Below are 19,687 nucleotides of genomic sequence, written 5' to 3'. Positions count from 1 at the left end.
GTATGAAAGACTATATAGACAAGTTAAAACATTTTTTCCAGGTTCAGCTTTGGCAGGAAACGACTGAAGGCGCCAGCAAACTAAAACGTTTGACACGGCACGCGGGTCGAGTGACTTATGTGATGGCGAGACAACTGTCGACCGGAGAATTAAACCTGCGGGCAATGAGCCTGGTATTTACCACCTTATTATCATTAGTACCGTTGATTGCAGTTGCTTTCTCGGTGCTCAAAGCGTTTGGAGTACATAACCAAATAGAACCCGTACTGCTCAACTTTATGGCCCCACTCGGTGAAAAAGCAGGGGAAATGACTTCCGGCATTATTGGTTTTGTAGAAAACGTCAAAGTTGGCGTGCTGGGTTCGATTGGTTTGGGCATGTTGTTTTACACAATTATTGCTTTGGTACAGAAAGTTGAAAGTGCTTTTAATTTTGTGTGGCGGGTCAAAAGATCAAGGTCGTTTGCACGTCGGTTCACTGATTATATGAGCGTTGTGATGATCGGGCCGGTATTGGTCTTCTCCGCTTTAGGAATTGCCGCAACGGTGATGGATAATGATGTGGTCTCGACCTTACAATCAATCGAACCATTTGGAACATTGCTACTGATACTCAGCAAATTGTTACCCTATTTTATGATTGTGCTCGCCTTTACCTTTCTCTATACCTTCATTCCTAATACCAAAGTGAAACTTGGGCCGGCCCTGGGTGGTGCAATGGTGGCCGGAGCACTATGGATTGGACTGGGAACTTTGTTTGCGACTTTTGTAGCTTCATCATCCAATTACACGGCAATCTATTCCAGTTTTGCGATTTTATTTTTCTTTATGATCTGGCTTTATCTTGGCTGGTATATTTTATTGACCGGATCTCAGGTAGCTTTTTATCTTCAGCATCCAAGATTTGTATTGATGGGCGGAAAAACCCTGGTTTTGAGTCCACGATTACGTGAGAAAAAGGGCTTGTGGTTAATGACCATTATTGCCCGTCGCTTTTGTGAAAAAAAGCCGGCATACAGCCTTTCGGAACTGGAGAAGCTCACCACGTTAAGTAGTGAAAATTTAGAGGAATTATTGGACATTTTGGAGGAAGGTGGCTTTATCGTAGAGGTGGCTGGAGATAAAGATTCCTTTACTATGGCCGGTGATGTCAGCAAAATTTTAGTCAGTGAAATTTTGTTTTGTTTACGTAGTGCCGAGGAAGTGGGTATTTCAACATTACAGCAACACACTGAGCCCAGTATTGAAGCATTCTTTTCTGAAATTAATGAAGCACAGAATACTGTGTTGGATGATTTAAGTTTACGTGATTTAGCCATAGGCAAAAATACAGCATGATTGAGACAAATGCTTTTCAGGGAAAACGTATTCTTCTTGGCGTTACCGGCAGTATTGCAGCCTATAAATCAGCAGATTTAATTCGAAGATTAAAAGAATACGGTGCTGAAGTACGGGTAATGATGAGTGATGGTGGAACGCAGTTTATTACGCCACTTACGCTGCAAACGGTCAGTGGTAATCCCGTGTCATTGAATTTCTTTGATGCTGATGAAGAAGCTGCAATGGGTCATATTAAATTGGCGCGTTGGGCAGACTGGATCCTGATTGCTCCCGCAACCGCTGACTGTCTGGCGAAACTGGCTCATGGCCTGGCGGATGATTTGATTTCCACGGTATGTCTTGCCTCTGAAGCACCGTTGATGGTGGCACCGGCAATGAATAATAAGATGTGGTCACATATCGCAACCCAGCAAAACTGCCAACTGCTAAAACAACGCGGTGTGGAATTTATTGGTCCTGAAAGCGGTGATCAGGCCTGTGGGGAACAGGGCGAAGGTCGCCTAATGGCTGTTGAAAATATTGTGATGCATCTGAGCCGCAAGTTGCAGACCGGTCCTCTGACAGGAAAACAGGTAGTCATTACTGCAGGACCTACGCATGAACCAATTGATCCGGTTCGCTTTATTGCTAATCGCAGCTCAGGGAAAATGGGCTATTCCCTGGCGCAAGCAGCCGTTGAGATGGGTGCAAAGGTCACCCTGATATCTGGGCCGGTGGCTTTGGAAGCCCCGTCTGGTTGCAGCCGTATAATGGTTGAAACGGCTCAACAAATGTTTGACGCTGTTATGCAAAACTTAGCTGGTACGGCAATTTATATCGGTTGTGCAGCAGTAGCAGATTATCGTCCCACGCATCCTGCTTCAGCTAAATTAAAAAAAACGGCTGATGATGATTTATCACTGCAACTTCGTTTGAATCCCGATATTATTACATCGGTTGCCAATGCCGATGAGCGGCCGGAGCTGGTCGTTGGTTTTGCTGCTGAGACAGATGATTTGCAACAATATGCACAACATAAATTACAGCAAAAACGTTTGGATTTGATCGCAGCGAACCAAGTGGGGGATGGACTGGCTTTTGGTCAGGATAACAATGCGCTGGAAATTTTCTGGGAAGGTGGGCATAAGTCCTTGGCTGAAGCTCCGAAACTTGAAATTGCACGCGAACTCATAACATTAATAACAGAGCGTTATCATGCAAAAAATTCAATTTAAGATTCTCGATCCGAGACTGGGCAAATCCATTGAACTGCCGGACTATGCCACCGAGGGTTCTGCCGGAATGGACCTGAGGGCCTGCCTGGATGAAAATCTGATATTACGTCCTGGCGAAACCATTCTGATACCGACCGGAATTGCCATTCATATTGACGATCCCTCCCTGGCTGCGATGATTTTGCCGCGCTCAGGCCTTGGACATAAACACGGCATTGTATTAGGTAATCTGGTGGGCCTTATCGACAGCGACTATCAGGGACAAATTTTTGTATCCTGTTGGAATCGGGGGGATACGCCCTTTGAAATCGTAGTGGGGGAGCGTATTGCACAAATGCTGTTCGTCCCAGTAGTGCAAGTAGGATTTGAGCAGGTCACCGAGTTTACTGCCAGTGAACGTGGTAGCGGCGGCTTCGGCCATACTGGCAGAAGCTGAGCACAACCGTGCTGCTGAAACTGCAAAATCTGAAGCTATTTCGCCGAAGGCTGAGTTCGCTGGCCATTCTGCTGTTGATTTTGATTGTTCTTTCCGGGGTGGCAGCAGCAATCCGGATTAATGATTACCAACAGCAGTCAGCTTCAGAAGCATTCAACCAGACACAAACGGAAAAGCTGGCGCTCGCTGCATCCGGTATGATCGATATGCTACAAGACTGGCAGCAACGTTTTAACGAGATGTCGGCGGAAAATGCACAGGACCCGGTAGCTTTTGGCTGGCCTGATGCATCAACCTCATGTGTTATTTCCTTTATACCTGCTGCTCCAACATCCGACGCGTGTATTCCGGTCAGTTTTGGCACTATTAATAGTCTGCGCCAGGCAGACATGCAAGGTATGGCTGATATTGCTGTTATGCAGCCAAATACGCCTCAGGCGCATATTTTACTGACCAAGAAGCTGGATGCAGCAGGCTATCTGGTGCTTAGCCTGCAAATGACTGAGCTGGAGGATAAGCTGCGTGAACGTTATTTATCGATTGGTACAGGTAGTCTGGCATTACAGCAAGGGGCCCAAAACTGGCTGACTTTGATCGAACAAGGCGATGGTAAAGCTCAGCATTCCAGTCCTGTTTTTACTCAGGCATTACCCGGAGCTTACTGGCGCCTGGCATTCTGGCCTGCTGAAGGGGTGGCTAAAACAGCAGCCTGGCCTGCATTGCTCATGTTAGCCATTATTGTTTGTGCCTTATGCTGGCTGGTGATAAACCGGTTCAGTACGTTAAAACCAAAAAAACAGGCGCAAATTGGAGCACGCCCACGGCCAGTAGAATATACAGAAAATGAAGTTAATATCGATAATACGCCGCCTCCTGCGGTAATACGCGCAGCCGCTCCCAAAGTGAGTAAAACCGAGTCAGTAGATAGAGTCAGGCCAGTAGATATTAAACCGGTTATTTTTAAGGCCTATGATATTCGGGGTATTGTCGGCACCCAATTAAGTGAACCCATTATGCGGGTCTTGGGGCTTGCCATAGGTACGGAGGCACAGCATCAGGAGCAGACCCGGATTATCGTCGGGCGGGATGGTCGGCTTTCCAGTGAGAGTTTCAGTGATGCATTAATCGAAGGTATTCTGGCCAGTGGTTGTGATGTTACTGATATTGGAGCGGTACCAACCCCTCTTGTTTATTTTGCCTCGCAGCACATGCGGACACATTGTGGCGTAGTAGTGACGGGCAGTCATAATCCACAGGGCTACAATGGTCTGAAAATTGTTATCAATGACAAAACATTGTCTGGTGATGCTATTCAGGGCATTTATCATCGTATACAGCATTCTCGACTTTATAGTGGGGAGGGCCAGTTACGACAGGCAGATATCATTGCTAGTTATATTGAAAAAGTAAAACAGACTGTTCCTTTATCCCGCCCGCTAAAAGTCGGTGTGGATTGTGGAAATGGTATTGCTGGTAAAGTGGTTCCGCAGTTGCTAACCGCATTAGGCTGTGAGGTGCATGAACTGTTTTGCAAAGTTGATGGTCACTTTCCCAATCATCATCCCAACCCGGCCCAACCGCAAAATATGCAGGATATTTCTAAACTGGTTCGTGAGAAACATCTTGATATTGGACTGGCGTTTGATGGAGATGGCGATAGACTGGGAGTGGTTGACGGAGAGGGTGAAATTATCTGGCCGGATCGTTTGCTGATGTTGTTTGCCAGCGATATTCTGAAACGCCATAAAGGTTCGACCATTGTTTATGATGTCAAAAGTACGGGCTTGTTGAGGCAGGTTATTACCAAGGCAGGTGGTAAGGCAATGATGTGCGCTTCGGGCCATTCATTAATACGGGCCGAAATGCTCAAACATGAGGCAAAATTAGCGGGTGAGCTGAGTGGACATATCTTTTTTGCCGATAACTGGTATGGTTTTGATGATGCTTTATTTGCCGCCTGCCGCCTGCTGGCGCTGATTGCCGATGATCCACAACGTCGTGGCGCAACAGAAATCTTTGCTGCACAACCGCAAAGTGTTAGCACTCCAGAAATTTTAATTGATTTAGATACAGCAGAATGCCGTCGGTTTATGACACAATTTACACAAAATGCACAGTTCGATGATGGCGAAGTTATCACCATTGATGGTGTGCGGGTGAATTTTAGCAATGGCTGGGGACTTGTTAGAGCATCAAATACTGTTCCCGGTCTCACGTTGCGATTTGAAGCAGAAACTGAAGAAGATCTGGAACAGATAAAACAGCAATTTATTCAGCAGATGCTGCAGGTGAAACCTAATCTAAGTCTTAATTTTTAATCTTACGCTGTTAACGACAAAAACGAATTATAGTTGGTCGTTATTTTACATAAGCAAAAACAATAAAAAAAGCTTGCACTAAACAGACTGTGCGGGACAAGGAAGAAATTTTTAATGAGTTTGAATACACAAAAAGCGTCACATATTGCTCAGGTTCTGACTGAAGCGTTGCCTTATATCCAACGTTTTTCCGGTAAGACACTGGTCATCAAATATGGTGGTAATGCCATGATTGATGAAACGTTGAAAAACAGTTTTGCCCGCGATGTTGTGTTGTTGAAAGCTGTTGGTATTAATCCTGTCATTGTTCATGGTGGTGGTCCGCAAATAGGCCAGCTTTTGGCAAAGATCGGAAAAGAGTCCGAATTTATTAATGGTATGCGGGTCACAGACAACGAGACCATGGATATTGTTGAAATGGTGCTCGGCGGCCAAGTGAACAAAAGCATTGTTAATCTGATCAATAACCATGGTGGACGAGCTGTCGGCTTGACGGGGAAAGACGGTAGTCTGATATTTGCTGAAAAGATGAAATTTGCTTCACAGGAAGAACTTGGCGTTGATGCACCGGAAATGATTGATTTGGGCTATGTAGGCCGCGTAACCAGTATTGATACCAGCGTGATTGATATGTTGATTCACAGTGACTTCATTCCTGTAATTGCACCTATCGGGGTGGGGCAGGATGGACAGTCCTACAACATTAATGCCGATCTTGTTGCTGGTAAAATTGCTGAAGTGTTGCAGGCAGAAAAACTGATCCTATTGACAAACACGCCCGGACTGCTAGATGCTGACGGGACGTTGCTTACTGGTCTGAATGCGAAACAAGTCAATGATTTGATTGCCTCGGGTGTCATTTATGGCGGAATGTTACCTAAAATTGGCTGCGCGTTAGATGCCGTTCAGGCGGGGGTGACCAGCTCACACATCATCGATGGTCGTGTACAGCATGCGGTATTACTGGAAATGTTTACGGATGAGGGCGTTGGTACGCTTATTCGTGGAGGCGGTCGATGACTGAGCAACAATCAACGCGCGCGCAGAATAAACAGTCGCGTCATCAAGCGATATTGGAAGCTTTGGCGACGCAACTTGAAAAACATCCCGGACAGCGAATCACAACAGCGCAATTGGCTGAAAGCCTCGGAGTATCTGAAGCGGCTTTGTACCGCCATTTTCCCAGTAAGGCGAGAATGTTTGAGGGGCTTATCGAATTTTCCGAAGATACCGTTTTTGGCTTGATCCGTAGAATTGTTGATGAAGATGATAATGCGGTCTCTCGATGTGAAAAAATTATGGCATTAATGCTGGGGTTTAGTGCCAAAAATCCAGGTATTAGCAGTGTCCTCGTTGGAACAGCGTTAACTGGTGAAACAGAACGGCTTCGTCATCGCGTGAGTCAATTTTTTGACCGATTGGAGACGCAATTCCGACAAATTCTGCGGGAACGCGAGTTAACCTTGACTCAAGCTGGCGGACGGCCAGTGAATGAAACGGCTAACTTATTACTCAGTATTGTTGAAGGAAGACTTCAACAGTTTGTTCGTAGTGGATTTCGTCAGTCACCGCTTCAGGGATGGGAACAACAATGGCAACTCATCAATACGATTCTGAAGGTCTACGCGTGATTAACGTAGTTTTGATTGGTCGAACAATAGCCAGTTTAATTAATCTGGCTGAACATGATGACTTAAAGATTACCGTTATCGACCCAGAAACTGTTGATACAGCAGTTTTGGCAATAATCGCTGCTGAAGCTGATATTACCGTGTTGGAACAAAACAATGAACGGATTAATGCCGATATTCTATGTTTGGTTCTGGCGACAAATTACGAACATAATCAGACCCTGATTATGTCGGATAAAACACCGGATTTTAATCAACTCAAAGCAACTGGCTTCAGAGCACGGGGTTACATCACACCATCACAGCATGACAAGTTAGTCAAAGCTATTCGAGCCGTACATGATGGTGAGGCATGGTTACCAAGACGTCTGGTCGCCGATATGCTGAATCATTTCGCTGCAGGTGATATGGGGCAATAATCAAACCTGGACAAGAATTAATTTTATCTGGCTGGAATTTTGCTTAACAAAAAAATAAATTTTTTAAAATATTTGTTTTTTTAGTACCAATGTACAGTAGATAGCTTTGTGTAGTCATGGGAGACTATCTGCAAATATGGTCACAAGTGGTTTTTGTTGGCCTTGGGAAGCAGCATTTCATCGGAGAAGAATTTTATGGCCACAGAAGCCGGAATTATTTCAGCCTTAATTGGCACTGCAACTGCCACAGCAGTCGACGGTACTGTGAGAAATTTACAAGTTGGTGACAAAGTTTATCCCAACGAAATTATTACCACGGGTATTGCCGGTGCTATCGAAATTGAATTTCCAGATGGCGGGGTAATGGATCTGGGACGTAATTCTCAAGCTGTTCTCGACAGTGAAGCATTTGAATTGGATGTTGCAGAAGCTGATACACCACCGGCAGCTGATGTGGTCGATGATATAGACGCCATTCAACAGGCTTTACTCGCAGGTGAAGATCCAACACAAGTTGCTGATCCTACTGCTGCTGGTCCAGGCGCACAGCCCACCAGTGAAGGTGGCAGCGAAGCGGTTGTTGTAGATTACCTTGCTCCACGAATTACACCTGATTCAGGTTTTGAAACAACAGGGCCGGGTATTGCTTTCCCTGATCCTCCACCGTTTGAGTTTTTAGTTGATGAGTCGGATGATTTGGATCCCATTATTCCAACAGATCCAACAGATCCAACAGATCCAACAGATCCTAATCAGCCAGATGATCTTAAGCCAGTTGCGGATCCTGTTTTAACCAGTTATGAGTTTGCAAGTCAGACTGAAATAGAATTACCCCAAGATGCTTATGTATTTAAACAATTTTCTGTGGATGGTTTTGTTGATAGCGGTGAAGATAAGTCCAATCCTAGTACGTTTGAGGATATTGCATCCCTGGGGGGGAATGATAATGAAACCGACTTGGCAGGATTGCTTTTTACGTTAAAGGCACCGCCTAGTTTCGGTCAGCTTTTTATAAAAAATGGTGATAATTGGGTTGAATTGAATGAAGGCAATACATTTAATTCAAGCGATTCGATTGTTTGGAGTGCAACTCTTGCTGAGTTTAACTCAGAACTAACATCGAAATCCTATGGCGGTATTAAAACAGGGAGTTCAGCCTGGGAGGGGGTTACTCTTGAAGCGACTAATCTTAATGGTCAGTCTGCTAAAATTGCATTTGATTCAGATGGCATTGGCGTTGCTGGAGGGACAATTGTACCAAATCAGCTGGAACACCGAGGTGGAGCCTCAGAAAAAATAACAATGAGATTTGAGAATCCATCATTAGCAGCCACCATAACTGTCAGTAGACTTATTGCCAATGAAAAAGAGGTTGGGCAAGTCGAAGCTTTTTTGAATGGTGAGTCAGTTGGTGTTTGGACATTTACCACAGCGAACGGTAATCCATTACTGAACGGAGAACCGGTAGATTTTTCTCTGGCAAAGAATAATTTGACCGTTGATCCTGCTGGATCCTCAGGTAATGCGACTTTTACCCTGCCTGATGGTGTAATATTTGATTCACTTGAATTTACTGCTACTAATTATGTTGATGGTAAAAAGTCTACATCAGACAGTAGTGATTACTACATCCAAAAAGTGACCGTAAGTGAAATTCCTGATAGTGAATTCCAATATTCCGTGACTGATGCGGCTGGCAATGAAAGTGATACTGTTAAGGCGGTTATTACTTCAGGTGATGCGGTTTTGGAAAACCCTGATTCTGGCGAACCTAATATTATCAAAGATGGACGTGGAAATAATGAATTGATTGGTACCGATCAAGATGATGTCATTATTGGTGGAGCTGGTAATGATATTCTGACAGGTGGAGATGGGGCTGATTTATTTGTATGGCAGGCAGGGGATGAGTTTAATCTTTCCAATATCTCCGCCCAGGATACCGTTACTGATTTTAATATTGAGCAAGGTGATGTACTTGATTTTGCAGATATTCTTGTTGGTGAAGAGTCCGGGGATTTAGCTGATTATATTCATATTGAAGATAATGGTGTTGATACCGTTATCGAGCTCAAGCCCGAGGGTGCTGGTGGCGACGTCAAACAAACTATTACTTTGCAAGGTACGACTCTTGCTGATATGGGGCTTGGTGGATTTGATACTTCAACGCAACAGGCTGAGATTATTAACAAGCTCGTACAGGATGGTCATGTGAATGTTGATAGTTAACTAGTTAACTCTATACATAAAAGACCCGCATAACGCGGGTTTTTTTATGGGGTTAAACTTCTTGCTAACTTACTAAGTTACCAACAATCATTAGCTGGTGTTCTTTGATTATTATGGTTAATCGTCATTGTTCCGCAACGATCAGCTGCTTGCCCCCCTGTAGGAGCTGCCTGGATTGTATAAGCTGTGGCGGATGGTGCGGCCGTGAAACTTAAGTTATAAAAACTGTTACCTTGCTTTGGTGAATTTATGAAAGGTAAATTGGCACCTGCATAAGTGAAGTTTTCCCCATAATATCTTTCCATAAAACTTACCAGTTCAAGTAAATCAGCCTGTGCATTCGATCTACGAGTCTCTCTAACTTGCTCCAGGTAGGATGGGTAAGCAATTGCAGCAATAATAGCAATGATCGCAACCGTTATCATCAACTCAATTAGCGTAAAACCTCTCTGAGGAGTAGTGTTCATGTTCTCAGTTCCTGTTAATTAGCATTGAGTAACCAAATTTCAGTGACATATGGCAGCTCACTATTTTCTTCATTTTTTGTATTGAAACCGATTAGTTCGCCTGCAGGAAGCTGAGGACCTAACTCACCATGACGAACCAATGCATGAACATTTGTATTACTATCTATCCGATAGGCGGTGTCATTAATTATTATAGTATTTGAATGGCCTGATTCTTCACTGATAACTCCAGTCTGGGTAAAACTGGTGTTAGCACCAGAAAATGCATTTGCACTAAATAACATAAAAACCAGAATAGAAAATATTTTCATACAGGTAACCTTAGTAAATTACTGCAATTGACGCCATGATTGACGTCCCTCATATCCTGGACCAGGATTTTCAATCGTTACTTCAATATTGCCATCAGCACCACTGGTATATTTAATTTCCTGTTGTCCACCGGGTTGATTGACGATACTTGGCGTTGGAATAATACCTACTTTTGATTCTTTTCCGCTGTATGGAACTTCAGTATCTGGGTCACCATCCCCATCTGTATCAATCATAAAGAAGTCTTCAGATGTAAAAACGCCATCTCCATTAACATCAAAGGGCGAATAGGATAATCTTGCACCCGTAGCATAATTCATTTCCATTAACCAACCAGATCCACCGAATGCACAAGGATCATCTGATGGAATTAAAGTAGTAAATATAATCCGCCCATTACGAATAATGGCATTACTTACTTGTCTTTCTCCCAGGTTACCTGAATTTACATCCTGATTAACAAGATCAATGTACCAACCAGAATGTTCTGTCCAATTAATCAGCTCATCAGAAGTAATACGATAATTGAAGCCATCTACAGATACCTGTTGCAGAATTTGTTGTTGTAAAAGATCGCTTCGGTCAAAAGCTATCAGCTCTGACAGTCTTTTATCCCAAATACTATAAAAACTCTGAGTGACTTGATTTTCACTAGAATTATCCCCTACTTCAAAGTATTTACCCGTACCAAATAATAACAAATAGCCATTTTCCCTAGGGTGTTTTACAACTTGAATGCGAGTTGTTATAGGTTGAATATTCGCCCCTGTACAAGTTTCTCCTGCACAAGCCGTGTAGAGTGGTTCAGGATTATCGGAATCAAGATAGGTAAAGTCCCAATTATCCTCATCCTGGCCGGTTACATTTATACTCCAAACGTTTCCGAATAAATCCCCAGCATAAATAGCGTCTACTATATTGTCATTATTAATATCAATTGCTGTTGGGGAAGCGATACCATTTGGTCGTTGAGCACCGGTTGGATCATCATTAGTACCAACCAATGTGTCAAACTTCTTAATCAAACTACCATCTGCAAGATTTATAAGATAAATGACTCCATTACCAGTCTGGCTGTCTTGAGCATCATTACTGTCTAAATTATTGTCTGCAGTATTGTTATAGCCACCGCCAACTAGAGCTGCCCATTCGCCATTATTTAGTCGAACAATACTTGCTTGTCCAAATGTAAACCCAAGATCTCTTTCATCCTGATCTGTAAATTCCCATAAAACTTTACTAGCAACATTTGCCTCTGTATTAAGGCTTGTTGGATCAGTTATATCTAATGCAAACATACCTTGTCCGCCTGCACCTAGTCCTGAAACGAGCACGGTGCGCCAACTACCATTGATAAAGGCATCTACTATTGTCGGGCTGCCATCCACATAGTATTTGTGTGTATAACTGGTATTGCTCAAATTATTTAAATTGTTGTAAACCGCATTGGGAACATAGGCAAATTTTTCAACCCCAGTATCGGCATCAAAAGCATGAAGCATTCCATCATTTGCACCTACAAAAACTAATCCTTGCCGATTAATATTTGCCACCACATAAGCTGAATAAGGACTTGCTGTTTCAGGTTGAGAATTTCCCCAGTTATCTTGATAACGTGAACCTGGGGTTGCTGCATAAGTTGGGGCAGAATTTATAATATCGCCAAGTAAACGATTTCTATTTCTAAGCGTACCACCTTCATTACTGGCTTCATTGGATTGGTCACCACGGATATAATTTAAAATTGATTGACTACCAAGTTGAGTTTGTTGGCTAGCTGAAATTGATGCCCAACGGAAAGGCTGTCCAGAATTTCCATCATAAGTTGCAATAACACGATCATTCGCAGCGGGTATCAGTGTTCCAGCATCCCAAGCAACGCCCCCAAGTGTGGCATCATCGTTAATGCTAAAGGCTAACAACTGACCGCTCCAGTCTCCACTATCAAATCGTGCTTGATAAATTTTACTGTCACCAGATACGGAACCAGAATTTAATGCAACAGAGGCAGCCGAAGAAGTCCTTGATGAAATATTTGACAGAATAGCTGCTAAAGAATCAGCAAAAGTATCAGGGTCTGTCGCGCTAAAGAAGGAACCACGGCTGTTAACAGCAGCGTGCCAAAGATCATCGATATTTTCCTCTGCATCTGCCGAGGGTTCTGGCCAACCTATACTTCCAGACGCTAATGCTTCGAAATCTGTATCAGGATCTAACGTACCATTAACCCCTAGTCCTACTGTAAAATTCACTAAATGCTGCCAGAACGCAGGATCTTCCTGATTTGTAGGGACATTATTAGTTAAATCTTCCCGAAGATCGCGTTTCCAATATTCCATTGCAACATCCGCCAAGGTGTTATCCCACGCATCTGTATATGGATTTACTGGAGTATATTGATAATCATCATTATCTGGACCTGATATCACTTCTCCACTCGTACCATCAGTATTGCCAACCCCTGGGCTAGAGCCATTCCAGTAACCATCAGTTGTTAAAATATGATAGCTCTGACGGCATGAAAGATGTTCTGCATCATTGTTAGTACCCGGTGTATTTCCCCACGGACCGGAGTTATCAGTTCTTTCGAAATATTGGCCAACACTATTGGTGGCGGAGCGAAGAGGAGTTCCTGAGTTGTTAATTACACGCTCGTAAAGGTTGTCAAAAAAATCTGCTCGGTTTGAACCGGAGAATTGTCTCAACCCCTCAATAACCGCCCGATTACTAGTAACACCGTCAATCGTTTTGCTGCCCTGATTAATTGCTGCGAAACCGACACGTAGATTCGAACCTTGTTTGGCAAAAGCTCTGCCGACACCCGCTCTCGCAGTCAAAACTCGCGAGCGATAGTATTGGAACCAATTAGCAAAGTTTTGAATTTCTTCTGCTTTGGTTCTAACAATGCCACTAGGGCTGGTGAAAGTAGTAGAGGATGAGGTTGAAGTAGTAATTTGAACTCTGGTATAGCTGCTTCTAGCTGTACGGCTGCCACCATTATATTTGTAATAAGTGATTGGCCAGAAGCTGTGATTACCGTTACATGGATCCCCGAATGCCTGTGTGAGGTCACTGGTATTCCTAAACCAACAAGCAAACTGGGTTTGTTGATTTACTAAATCAATGCCCCCAAGGGCTGGAATAGCAGGGTTATATAAAGCATTGTTGACATTTGCGTTTCCCATGCTGGTACCGTCGGCATTACTCCATGGTACATAGGTTACATCGGGATTATAAAAAACCGCATTATTAGCTGACGATCGTGTAAAAAAGTTATGAACGTTATCATCATCAAAATTTGCAATTTGATTTGCGTAGGTTACCCCACCATATAAATTGCTAGGTCGTGGGAAAATATAGCTGCTGAAATTTCGATTTTCATCAGGCATTACTTCCCATTGCATAGATCCCGAATCATCAAGTGTAAACATGATATTCGGCTCAATACTACCACCCAGATAAAGTGGAACATTGCTGATATTTAATGTTGTAGCAAAAGCACCATTACTTATTAATAAAATAAATCCCACTGCGTATTTTAAGATGAAATTTTTCATTATCAGTACCTCTTAATAACAGTGCTTTGCAATAAAACTCTGGCCTGGTCAGAACCACCGGTACCGCGAGCTGTAATACGATAATGGACAATGCCGTCAACTGGGGAACCTGTTCCTTTGTTTTCATCATCATTGTCAAAAACTAATTCTTCAATAATATATCTGGGAGGTGTAGCTACGTTAGCGACGTTTACTGAAGCAACTCCATTGGCGCTCCACCAGGCTGCATCGCGCTCCAGCCACCATGGTGCTGCATTCGTTGGAGTAGGATCCATGGCATTTGTATTCCAAGTGTTTTCATTACTGCCGTCTTGGGTTGCAATCGGTTCAGTGACAAATGCAGAGATTCTTTTCTCAGCATCACGTAGTGCAATTTCAGCTGCCTGGAAAGCTAATTCATGATCCCGAAGGTTGGCGGTCATTTTCTCTTCAAGTGAGCTGGTGCTAATACTGGATAGACCTAACAAGGTCATTAACACCAGAATAATCAAGCTGACGATTAACGCCGCACCTTTTTGATTGGTTGCCATTAGTTTATTCATGATGTGCGATTGCGTAGAACAATAGTTTGAGTAAAGACGCGTCTCAGTCGGCGGTCATTAGCAGCAGGAGTAATAGTGGCACCATTGAAGTAATAATCCTGGGGTCCATCCACTACCAGATTGTTTTCCAGACTCACCATTAAAAGACTTATACGAACACTGATTACGTTTGCCCAATTTCCTACTGCATTTGCTGTTCTGTAATCATCTACAGAAAAGTCCTGATTAGTATCAACACCGTAGAGAATTTCCATTCTCTCAACGCCTTCAATAAGCTCCTGAGATGCGTTATCCAGCACTTTTTGATAAAGAGAAGGACCCGAAGCGCCTTGTCGAATATAAAAAGTATTTGCAGAATAAGTATTTAGCCAACCACCACCAAAGTTATCACCTAAATTAGCTGAAGAATTGCCGGGTGAACCCACACCAGCTGCATGTTCTATTGTTCCTGAAGAAGGATCATTGGTAATTTGAAAGATGGCGGCACTATCACAGGTCGTAACCAAAGCAATATTGCTGCAAGTAGCTTCATAGTCTGGACTGGCAGGATCAGGGTCACATGGTGTAAAAGTATTGTCGGTACCGGTTTCAAGTGGCGCAGTAAAGTCAGTGCCATCATGATCGATAATATTTGCATGACCAGAACTAACAGTGCGAATTGTAATGACATCTGACCCAGCGAGAGCATTACCACTAATCGTTGCATCAAGTGCCGGATTAAATGCACCGTTTGTACCTTCACTACCTTCAATGGGTATATCCAAACGCCATAAATAAGCGTTAGCACCATTTAATACATTTTCTAAGGGGCGTTTGTCCTGTTCCACATTGGCATTTTGGTTCTGTAAAGAATCACATCCTCTATAGCCTGAATTAAGCATTATTCGGCTGATATGGTGCAGTGCAAAACGGCCATCTTCCTGCATTCGCGCTTTTGCTTCCTGAACACGATATACTTGACGATTATTAACGAACAATTCAATTACGCCCGCAACTAAGATCAGTCCCAAAACGATGGCTACCATTAATTCAACCAGGGAAAGGCCGCGTTGATTATTCATAAAGCTCCTTCCATCGTTAATGTTTTAGTCGCTAATTCGTTGTAGTTGATATTGTTGGCATTATCTCCTATATGTATGTCACGCCATTCAATTGTGATAGTACAAATGAACTCATTTAAGTTATTAAATGCTGGACAGTTAATGCCGCCTGTACCTCCAGGTAAAGCATTGGAGAGACTTGTTCTCCATTCATGAAGATCCTGGTTAGAAACATTACCTCCAGCGTTGGGTATACCATCTGTAGTGGCAATGACATAAAGACCATTTTGACTCGCTACTCGATTTGCTCGCATACGATTCAGAATATCAGATGCATATAAGGATGCCTGAGTACGAAGATCCGCACTTTGATTGGTTTTTAAAGCGGTTATCTGTAAATGGGCCAAACCTAGCAAACCCACAGATAAAACAAATACGGCAACCATTACTTCCAACAAAGTAAAGCCAGATTGTTTTATTTTCAGCATGCTGCTCCCTCCCGCACTTGCATGCGGCCCGCATTATTGAAAACAATATTTCGCTGATTTGCGTTTGGAGTACACAGCGTAAAAGTTCCCATTGGTAATCCTCCACCAGAGCTTAAAACCTCTCCAGAGGGGCTGAAGGCTATCCAATCCTGATATTTAGCGTCTCCGGTGAGGGTGAGATTGTTTCCCAAAGAATCATAAATTCTCAGGTAGCAGTCTTGTCCCTCTACACTGCAGTCGGTAGCATTTGCGTTACCATCAAATGTTTCATTTCGATTCCAGTCAGTGAAAATTCTCCAACCGCCATGCCATTCACCAGCAGCATTGCCATTACGGAGCATGGTGACCTGAACTCCCCGACGTATTGCTTCGCTTTTGGCGAGCTGTAATGAACCTAAAAAATTATTGGCTTCAGTGGCCAGACGATTATCACGAATCATTGCATTAAAACTTGGGGCAGCAATTGAAACCAAAATAATGACAACAACCAGTGTGATCATTAATTCGATCAGTGTGAAACCATTATTTGCTGCAAACTTTTTCACTTGTTGACGCTCCTTGTAGGTCTTTGTTTTTAACGCTAAAACTATTGTGGGTCAAGCACTTATGCTGCTTGCCCGCCATCTATTTTTTAAATACGTGAGCCAGTTGGCAAATGTATCGTCCCTGACAGGTTTTTCTTCAATTAATACCTAAACAAGCCATGGATTATATCAGCAGTATTCCGCTGGTTCAGTGGAGTGGCAACAGCTTGCCGCTTTGCTTTTTATAGCTTGCCGCAGAACGTTTAAGTGATTGATTAATATTGATAATAAATTGTGGCATGCAAGATGCTTAGGTGATTTCAAGTAAATGATTGTTGTGGAGAAACAGCATGCCGATAAATTTTGATTCTGCTCTTGGGATTCATGCCGATGCTTTGCGTATCAGGACACAGCGGGCAGAAATGCTGGCGACTAATCTGGCCAATGCAGACACGCCAAACTTCAAAGCGAAAGATATGGATTTTCAATCGGCATTGCAAATGGCGGCAGCAGGACAAAAATCTGCCGCTTTGAGTACGACTCATCAGAAACATATTGCCGGTAACAACGAAAATCCATTTGAAGCCGTAACCCAGTACCGGACAACGATGCAAGACTCATTGGACGGTAATACTGTGGATGAACAAGTGGAGCAGGCACAGTTTATGCAAAATGCCGTTCAGTACCAGGCCAGTCTTGAATTTTTAGGCGGACGTTTCCAAGGCCTGACCAAAGCGATTAAAGGAGAATAATCTGCCATGTCATTATTTAACATTTTCGATATTGCAGGTAGTGGAATGAGTGCACAATCACTGCGCCTCAATACCACAGCCAGTAATCTGGCTAACGCAGACAGTGTCAGTAGTAGCGTGAATGAAACCTACCGCACCCGGCAACCAGTTTTTTCCACGGTACTGGATGATGCACAGCAAGGATATAAGGCCGGTTCTGTTCAAGTGTTAGGGATAACAGAAAGTCAGGCTCCGATTCGCCAGGAATACAACCCGTCTCATCCTCTGGCAGATGACAACGGATATGTTTATCACTCAAACGTGGACGCCATTGCAGAAATGGCAAATATGATGTCGGCTTCTCGTTCATACCAGAACAATGTTGAGATTGCCAACACTTCCAAACAATTGCTGCTACAGACATTGCAGCTTGGCAAATAACCGCAGGGAGTCATAGAAATGGCAATAAATGGTGTGAGCGACAATCCCTATGCTTTTCTCAACAGTAAAAGTACAACAAGTACTACAGAAGAGAAAAATGATCCTGGCAAGTTGCAAATGGAGGATTTTATGTCCTTGATGACCACGCAGCTAATGAATCAGGATCCGCTTAAGCCAATGGAAAGCGGAGACTTCCTCGGACAGATAGCTTCCTTTAGTACGGTAAGTGGTATCAGTGATTTACAAGATTCATTTGCTAATTTTGCTAATGCGATGCAGTCAGACCAGGCGTTGCAGGGCTCTTCTCTTGTAGGGCGTTCGGTATTGGTTCCTTCGTCAATTGGTGTGATGACTGCTGACTCACCGATGCGCGGACAAATTAATGTGGCAGATCCTGTTTCTAATCTGGAACTCAAGGTTTACAGCGAAACTGGTGAATTAGTCAGAACCATTCCGATGGGGGCCGCTTCAGGCTATACCAATTTTGAGTGGGATGGTTTGAATAACGATGGTGAAGCGTTGCCTGAAGGCGTCTATCAATTTACCGCCACGGGCACTGTAGATGGACAAAACACGGCATTTGCCACGGCTGTCATGGCCAAAGTCGATAGCGTATTAGTTGGCTCTAATGGTCAGGGATTAACCATAAATCTGGCCGGTATCGGTTCGGTGCCATTCAGTGAAGTTCAAGAAATTATTTAAGGGGTAAACATCATGTCATTTAGTACAGCATTAACAGGCCTCAATGCCGCCACTGCCGATTTGAATGTGAAATCAAACAATATCGCCAATATCAATACCATTGGCTTTAAAGGTTCACGAGCAGAATTCGGTGATGTTTATGCCCTGTCAACATTCGGGAACAGTAATACGGCCATCGGTACGGGTGTCGTGCTGAACAATGTGGCACAACAATTCAATCAGGGAAATCTGGAAGTGACCAATAATTCGCTGGATTTGGCGATTAGTGGTAATGGGCAGGGGTTTTACGCATTGAAACCCGCTCTGGATACTGAACAGGTTTTATATAGTAGAGCTGGTGCATTTAATATTAACCGCGATGGCTACATCACCAATAGTTCTGGACAATATTTATTAGGTTTTCCGGTCAATGCTGATGGCAGTGTTTCGTCTACCGCTTTGGGTGGAACGGATCCGATTCGGTTGCCGGTTGCTGCGGGTGTCCCTCAAGCCACAACAGAAGTGGATATTGCAGCAAATCTTCCTTCAACTGCTACAGATATTGATCCAGTCGCGACACCCATTGATCCTAATGATCCAGAAACCTATACCAATTCTACCTCCAGTAATATTTTTGATTCTTTAGGTAATGAAAGTACATTGACCTATTACTATCAGAAAACCAATGTTGCTAATGAATGGAACGTACAGGTTTATATTAATGAACCCACTGGCAGCCAGACTATACTTGAATTTGCTCCAGGCCAGGATACCAAAACACTGACCTTTGACCCGGCTTTAGGTGGGGCTTTGGATGGTGGGGTAACACCAACGGAAACTTATACGTTTTCCGGGTTGAGTAGTGGTGCAGTTGATTTGAGTTTTGAAATTAATTTTGCTGGTTCAACCCAAAACTCAGCCGCCTTTACCGTGTTGGATACCGATCAGAATGGTTTTCCCACCGGCCGGCTGACAGGCTTGGATATTGATGATACCGGCTTGGTACAGGCCCAATATTCAAATGGTCAAACCACTAACGTTGCCAAAATTGTATTGGCGGACTTTCCTAACCCTCAAGGGTTAAAACAGATTGGTAATACTGCCTGGGAAGCGACATTGGATTCAGGCGATGTGCGGATTGGTGAAGCAGGCACAGGCAGCTTTGGTTTGATTCAGTCAGGTGCACTGGAAACCTCAAATGTCGATTTGACTAAAGAGCTGGTTGGCTTGATTACTGCACAGCGTAATTTCCAGGCAAACTCAAAAGCGATAGAAACTAATAATGCCATTACCCAGACCATCATCAACCTGCGTTAA

General features: G+C 43.5%; 19 protein-coding genes. 12 read left to right on the top strand and 7 right to left on the bottom strand.

The annotated features are described in order from the left end of the window. Window positions 1–2 precede the first annotated feature (2 nt). The 8 genes from B4F66_RS04095 to B4F66_RS04060 all read left to right on the top strand — a co-directional run bounded on the left by B4F66_RS04095 (window position 3) and on the right by B4F66_RS04060 (window position 9,587). Window positions 3–1,337, top strand: a complete 1,335-nt coding sequence (locus tag B4F66_RS04095) for a YihY/virulence factor BrkB family protein (protein WP_292356177.1) — start codon at window positions 3–5, stop codon at window positions 1,335–1,337. Then, window positions 1,334–2,554, top strand: a complete 1,221-nt coding sequence (coaBC, locus tag B4F66_RS04090) for a bifunctional phosphopantothenoylcysteine decarboxylase/phosphopantothenate--cysteine ligase CoaBC (protein ID WP_292356179.1) — start codon at window positions 1,334–1,336, stop codon at window positions 2,552–2,554. Before B4F66_RS04095 ends, coaBC begins: the two co-directional genes overlap by 4 nt. Continuing rightward, complete coding sequence (gene dut, locus B4F66_RS04085) at window positions 2,535–2,990, top strand: dUTP diphosphatase (RefSeq protein WP_318988368.1); 456 nt, start codon at window positions 2,535–2,537, stop codon at window positions 2,988–2,990. Before coaBC ends, dut begins: the two co-directional genes overlap by 20 nt. Window positions 2,991–2,998: 8 nt before the next feature. Next, window positions 2,999–5,308, top strand: a complete 2,310-nt coding sequence (locus B4F66_RS04080) for a phosphomannomutase/phosphoglucomutase (protein ID WP_292356181.1) — start codon at window positions 2,999–3,001, stop codon at window positions 5,306–5,308. A 114-nt stretch (window positions 5,309–5,422) separates the two neighbouring features. Continuing rightward, window positions 5,423–6,328, top strand: coding sequence for an acetylglutamate kinase (gene argB, locus B4F66_RS04075; protein ID WP_292356183.1), 906 nt, complete (start codon window positions 5,423–5,425; stop codon window positions 6,326–6,328). Beyond that, entirely contained in the window at window positions 6,325–6,939 is a 615-nt protein-coding gene (slmA, locus tag B4F66_RS04070) for a nucleoid occlusion factor SlmA (RefSeq protein WP_292356185.1), read from the top strand. The genes argB and slmA overlap by 4 nt, the downstream gene beginning before the upstream one ends. Next, window positions 6,900–7,358, top strand: a complete 459-nt coding sequence (locus B4F66_RS04065) for a hypothetical protein (protein WP_292356187.1) — start codon at window positions 6,900–6,902, stop codon at window positions 7,356–7,358. The genes slmA and B4F66_RS04065 overlap by 40 nt, the downstream gene beginning before the upstream one ends. Window positions 7,359–7,553: 195 nt before the next feature. Continuing rightward, on the top strand, window positions 7,554–9,587 hold the full coding sequence (locus tag B4F66_RS04060; RefSeq protein ID WP_292356189.1) for a retention module-containing protein: 2,034 nt from the start codon (window positions 7,554–7,556) through the stop codon (window positions 9,585–9,587). 77 nt (window positions 9,588–9,664) lie between these two features. Here B4F66_RS04060 and B4F66_RS04055 read toward each other — a convergent pair whose 3' ends face one another. The 7 genes from B4F66_RS04055 to B4F66_RS04025 are packed head-to-tail and all read right to left on the bottom strand — an operon-like array spanning window position 9,665 to window position 16,538. Next, a complete protein-coding gene (locus tag B4F66_RS04055; RefSeq protein ID WP_292356192.1) occupies window positions 9,665–10,054 on the bottom strand; it encodes a type IV pilin protein in 390 nt (129 codons plus the stop codon). A gap of 14 nt (window positions 10,055–10,068) precedes the next feature. Beyond that, window positions 10,069–10,365 carry a hypothetical protein gene (locus B4F66_RS04050; protein ID WP_292356194.1) on the bottom strand — a complete coding sequence of 99 codons (297 nt, stop codon included), beginning with the start codon at window positions 10,363–10,365 and terminating at the stop codon, window positions 10,069–10,071. 18 nt (window positions 10,366–10,383) lie between these two features. Then, window positions 10,384–13,923 carry a pilus assembly protein gene (locus tag B4F66_RS04045; protein WP_292356196.1) on the bottom strand — a complete coding sequence of 1,180 codons (3,540 nt, stop codon included), beginning with the start codon at window positions 13,921–13,923 and terminating at the stop codon, window positions 10,384–10,386. Window positions 13,924–13,925: 2 nt separating this feature from the next. Continuing rightward, a complete protein-coding gene (locus tag B4F66_RS04040) occupies window positions 13,926–14,453 on the bottom strand; it encodes a pilus assembly PilX family protein (RefSeq protein WP_292400911.1) in 528 nt (175 codons plus the stop codon). A gap of 8 nt (window positions 14,454–14,461) precedes the next feature. Beyond that, entirely contained in the window at window positions 14,462–15,526 is a 1,065-nt protein-coding gene (locus B4F66_RS04035) for a PilW family protein (protein WP_292356200.1), read from the bottom strand. After that, window positions 15,523–15,993: a type IV pilus modification protein PilV gene (gene pilV, locus B4F66_RS04030; RefSeq protein ID WP_292356202.1), complete on the bottom strand. Its 471-nt coding sequence runs from the start codon at window positions 15,991–15,993 to the stop codon at window positions 15,523–15,525. The genes B4F66_RS04035 and pilV overlap by 4 nt, the downstream gene beginning before the upstream one ends. Beyond that, window positions 15,987–16,538 carry a GspH/FimT family pseudopilin gene (locus B4F66_RS04025; RefSeq protein ID WP_292356204.1) on the bottom strand — a complete coding sequence of 184 codons (552 nt, stop codon included), beginning with the start codon at window positions 16,536–16,538 and terminating at the stop codon, window positions 15,987–15,989. Before B4F66_RS04025 ends, pilV begins: the two co-directional genes overlap by 7 nt. A gap of 329 nt (window positions 16,539–16,867) precedes the next feature. On the opposite strand from B4F66_RS04025, the gene flgB reads away from it, so the two are divergent. The 4 genes from flgB to flgE are packed head-to-tail and all read left to right on the top strand — an operon-like array spanning window position 16,868 to window position 19,687. Beyond that, window positions 16,868–17,269 (top strand): flagellar basal body rod protein FlgB, encoded by a 402-nt coding sequence (flgB, locus tag B4F66_RS04020; RefSeq protein WP_292356206.1) that lies wholly within the window; start codon window positions 16,868–16,870, stop codon window positions 17,267–17,269. Between the two features lie 6 nt (window positions 17,270–17,275). Continuing rightward, entirely contained in the window at window positions 17,276–17,689 is a 414-nt protein-coding gene (flgC, locus tag B4F66_RS04015) for a flagellar basal body rod protein FlgC (RefSeq protein ID WP_292356208.1), read from the top strand. Window positions 17,690–17,707: 18 nt separating this feature from the next. Continuing rightward, the gene (locus tag B4F66_RS04010) at window positions 17,708–18,391 is read left to right on the top strand and encodes a flagellar hook assembly protein FlgD (RefSeq protein WP_292356210.1); all 684 of its coding nucleotides are present in this window, start codon (window positions 17,708–17,710) and stop codon (window positions 18,389–18,391) included. Window positions 18,392–18,403: 12 nt separating this feature from the next. Further along, window positions 18,404–19,687, top strand: a complete 1,284-nt coding sequence (flgE, locus tag B4F66_RS04005; RefSeq protein ID WP_292356213.1) for a flagellar hook protein FlgE — start codon at window positions 18,404–18,406, stop codon at window positions 19,685–19,687.

It is taken from the genome of Methylophaga sp. UBA3603, assembly GCF_002375335.1.
GTDB lineage: Bacteria > Pseudomonadota > Gammaproteobacteria > Nitrosococcales > Methylophagaceae > Methylophaga.
This window is presented reverse-complemented; position numbering and strand designations above follow the sequence as displayed.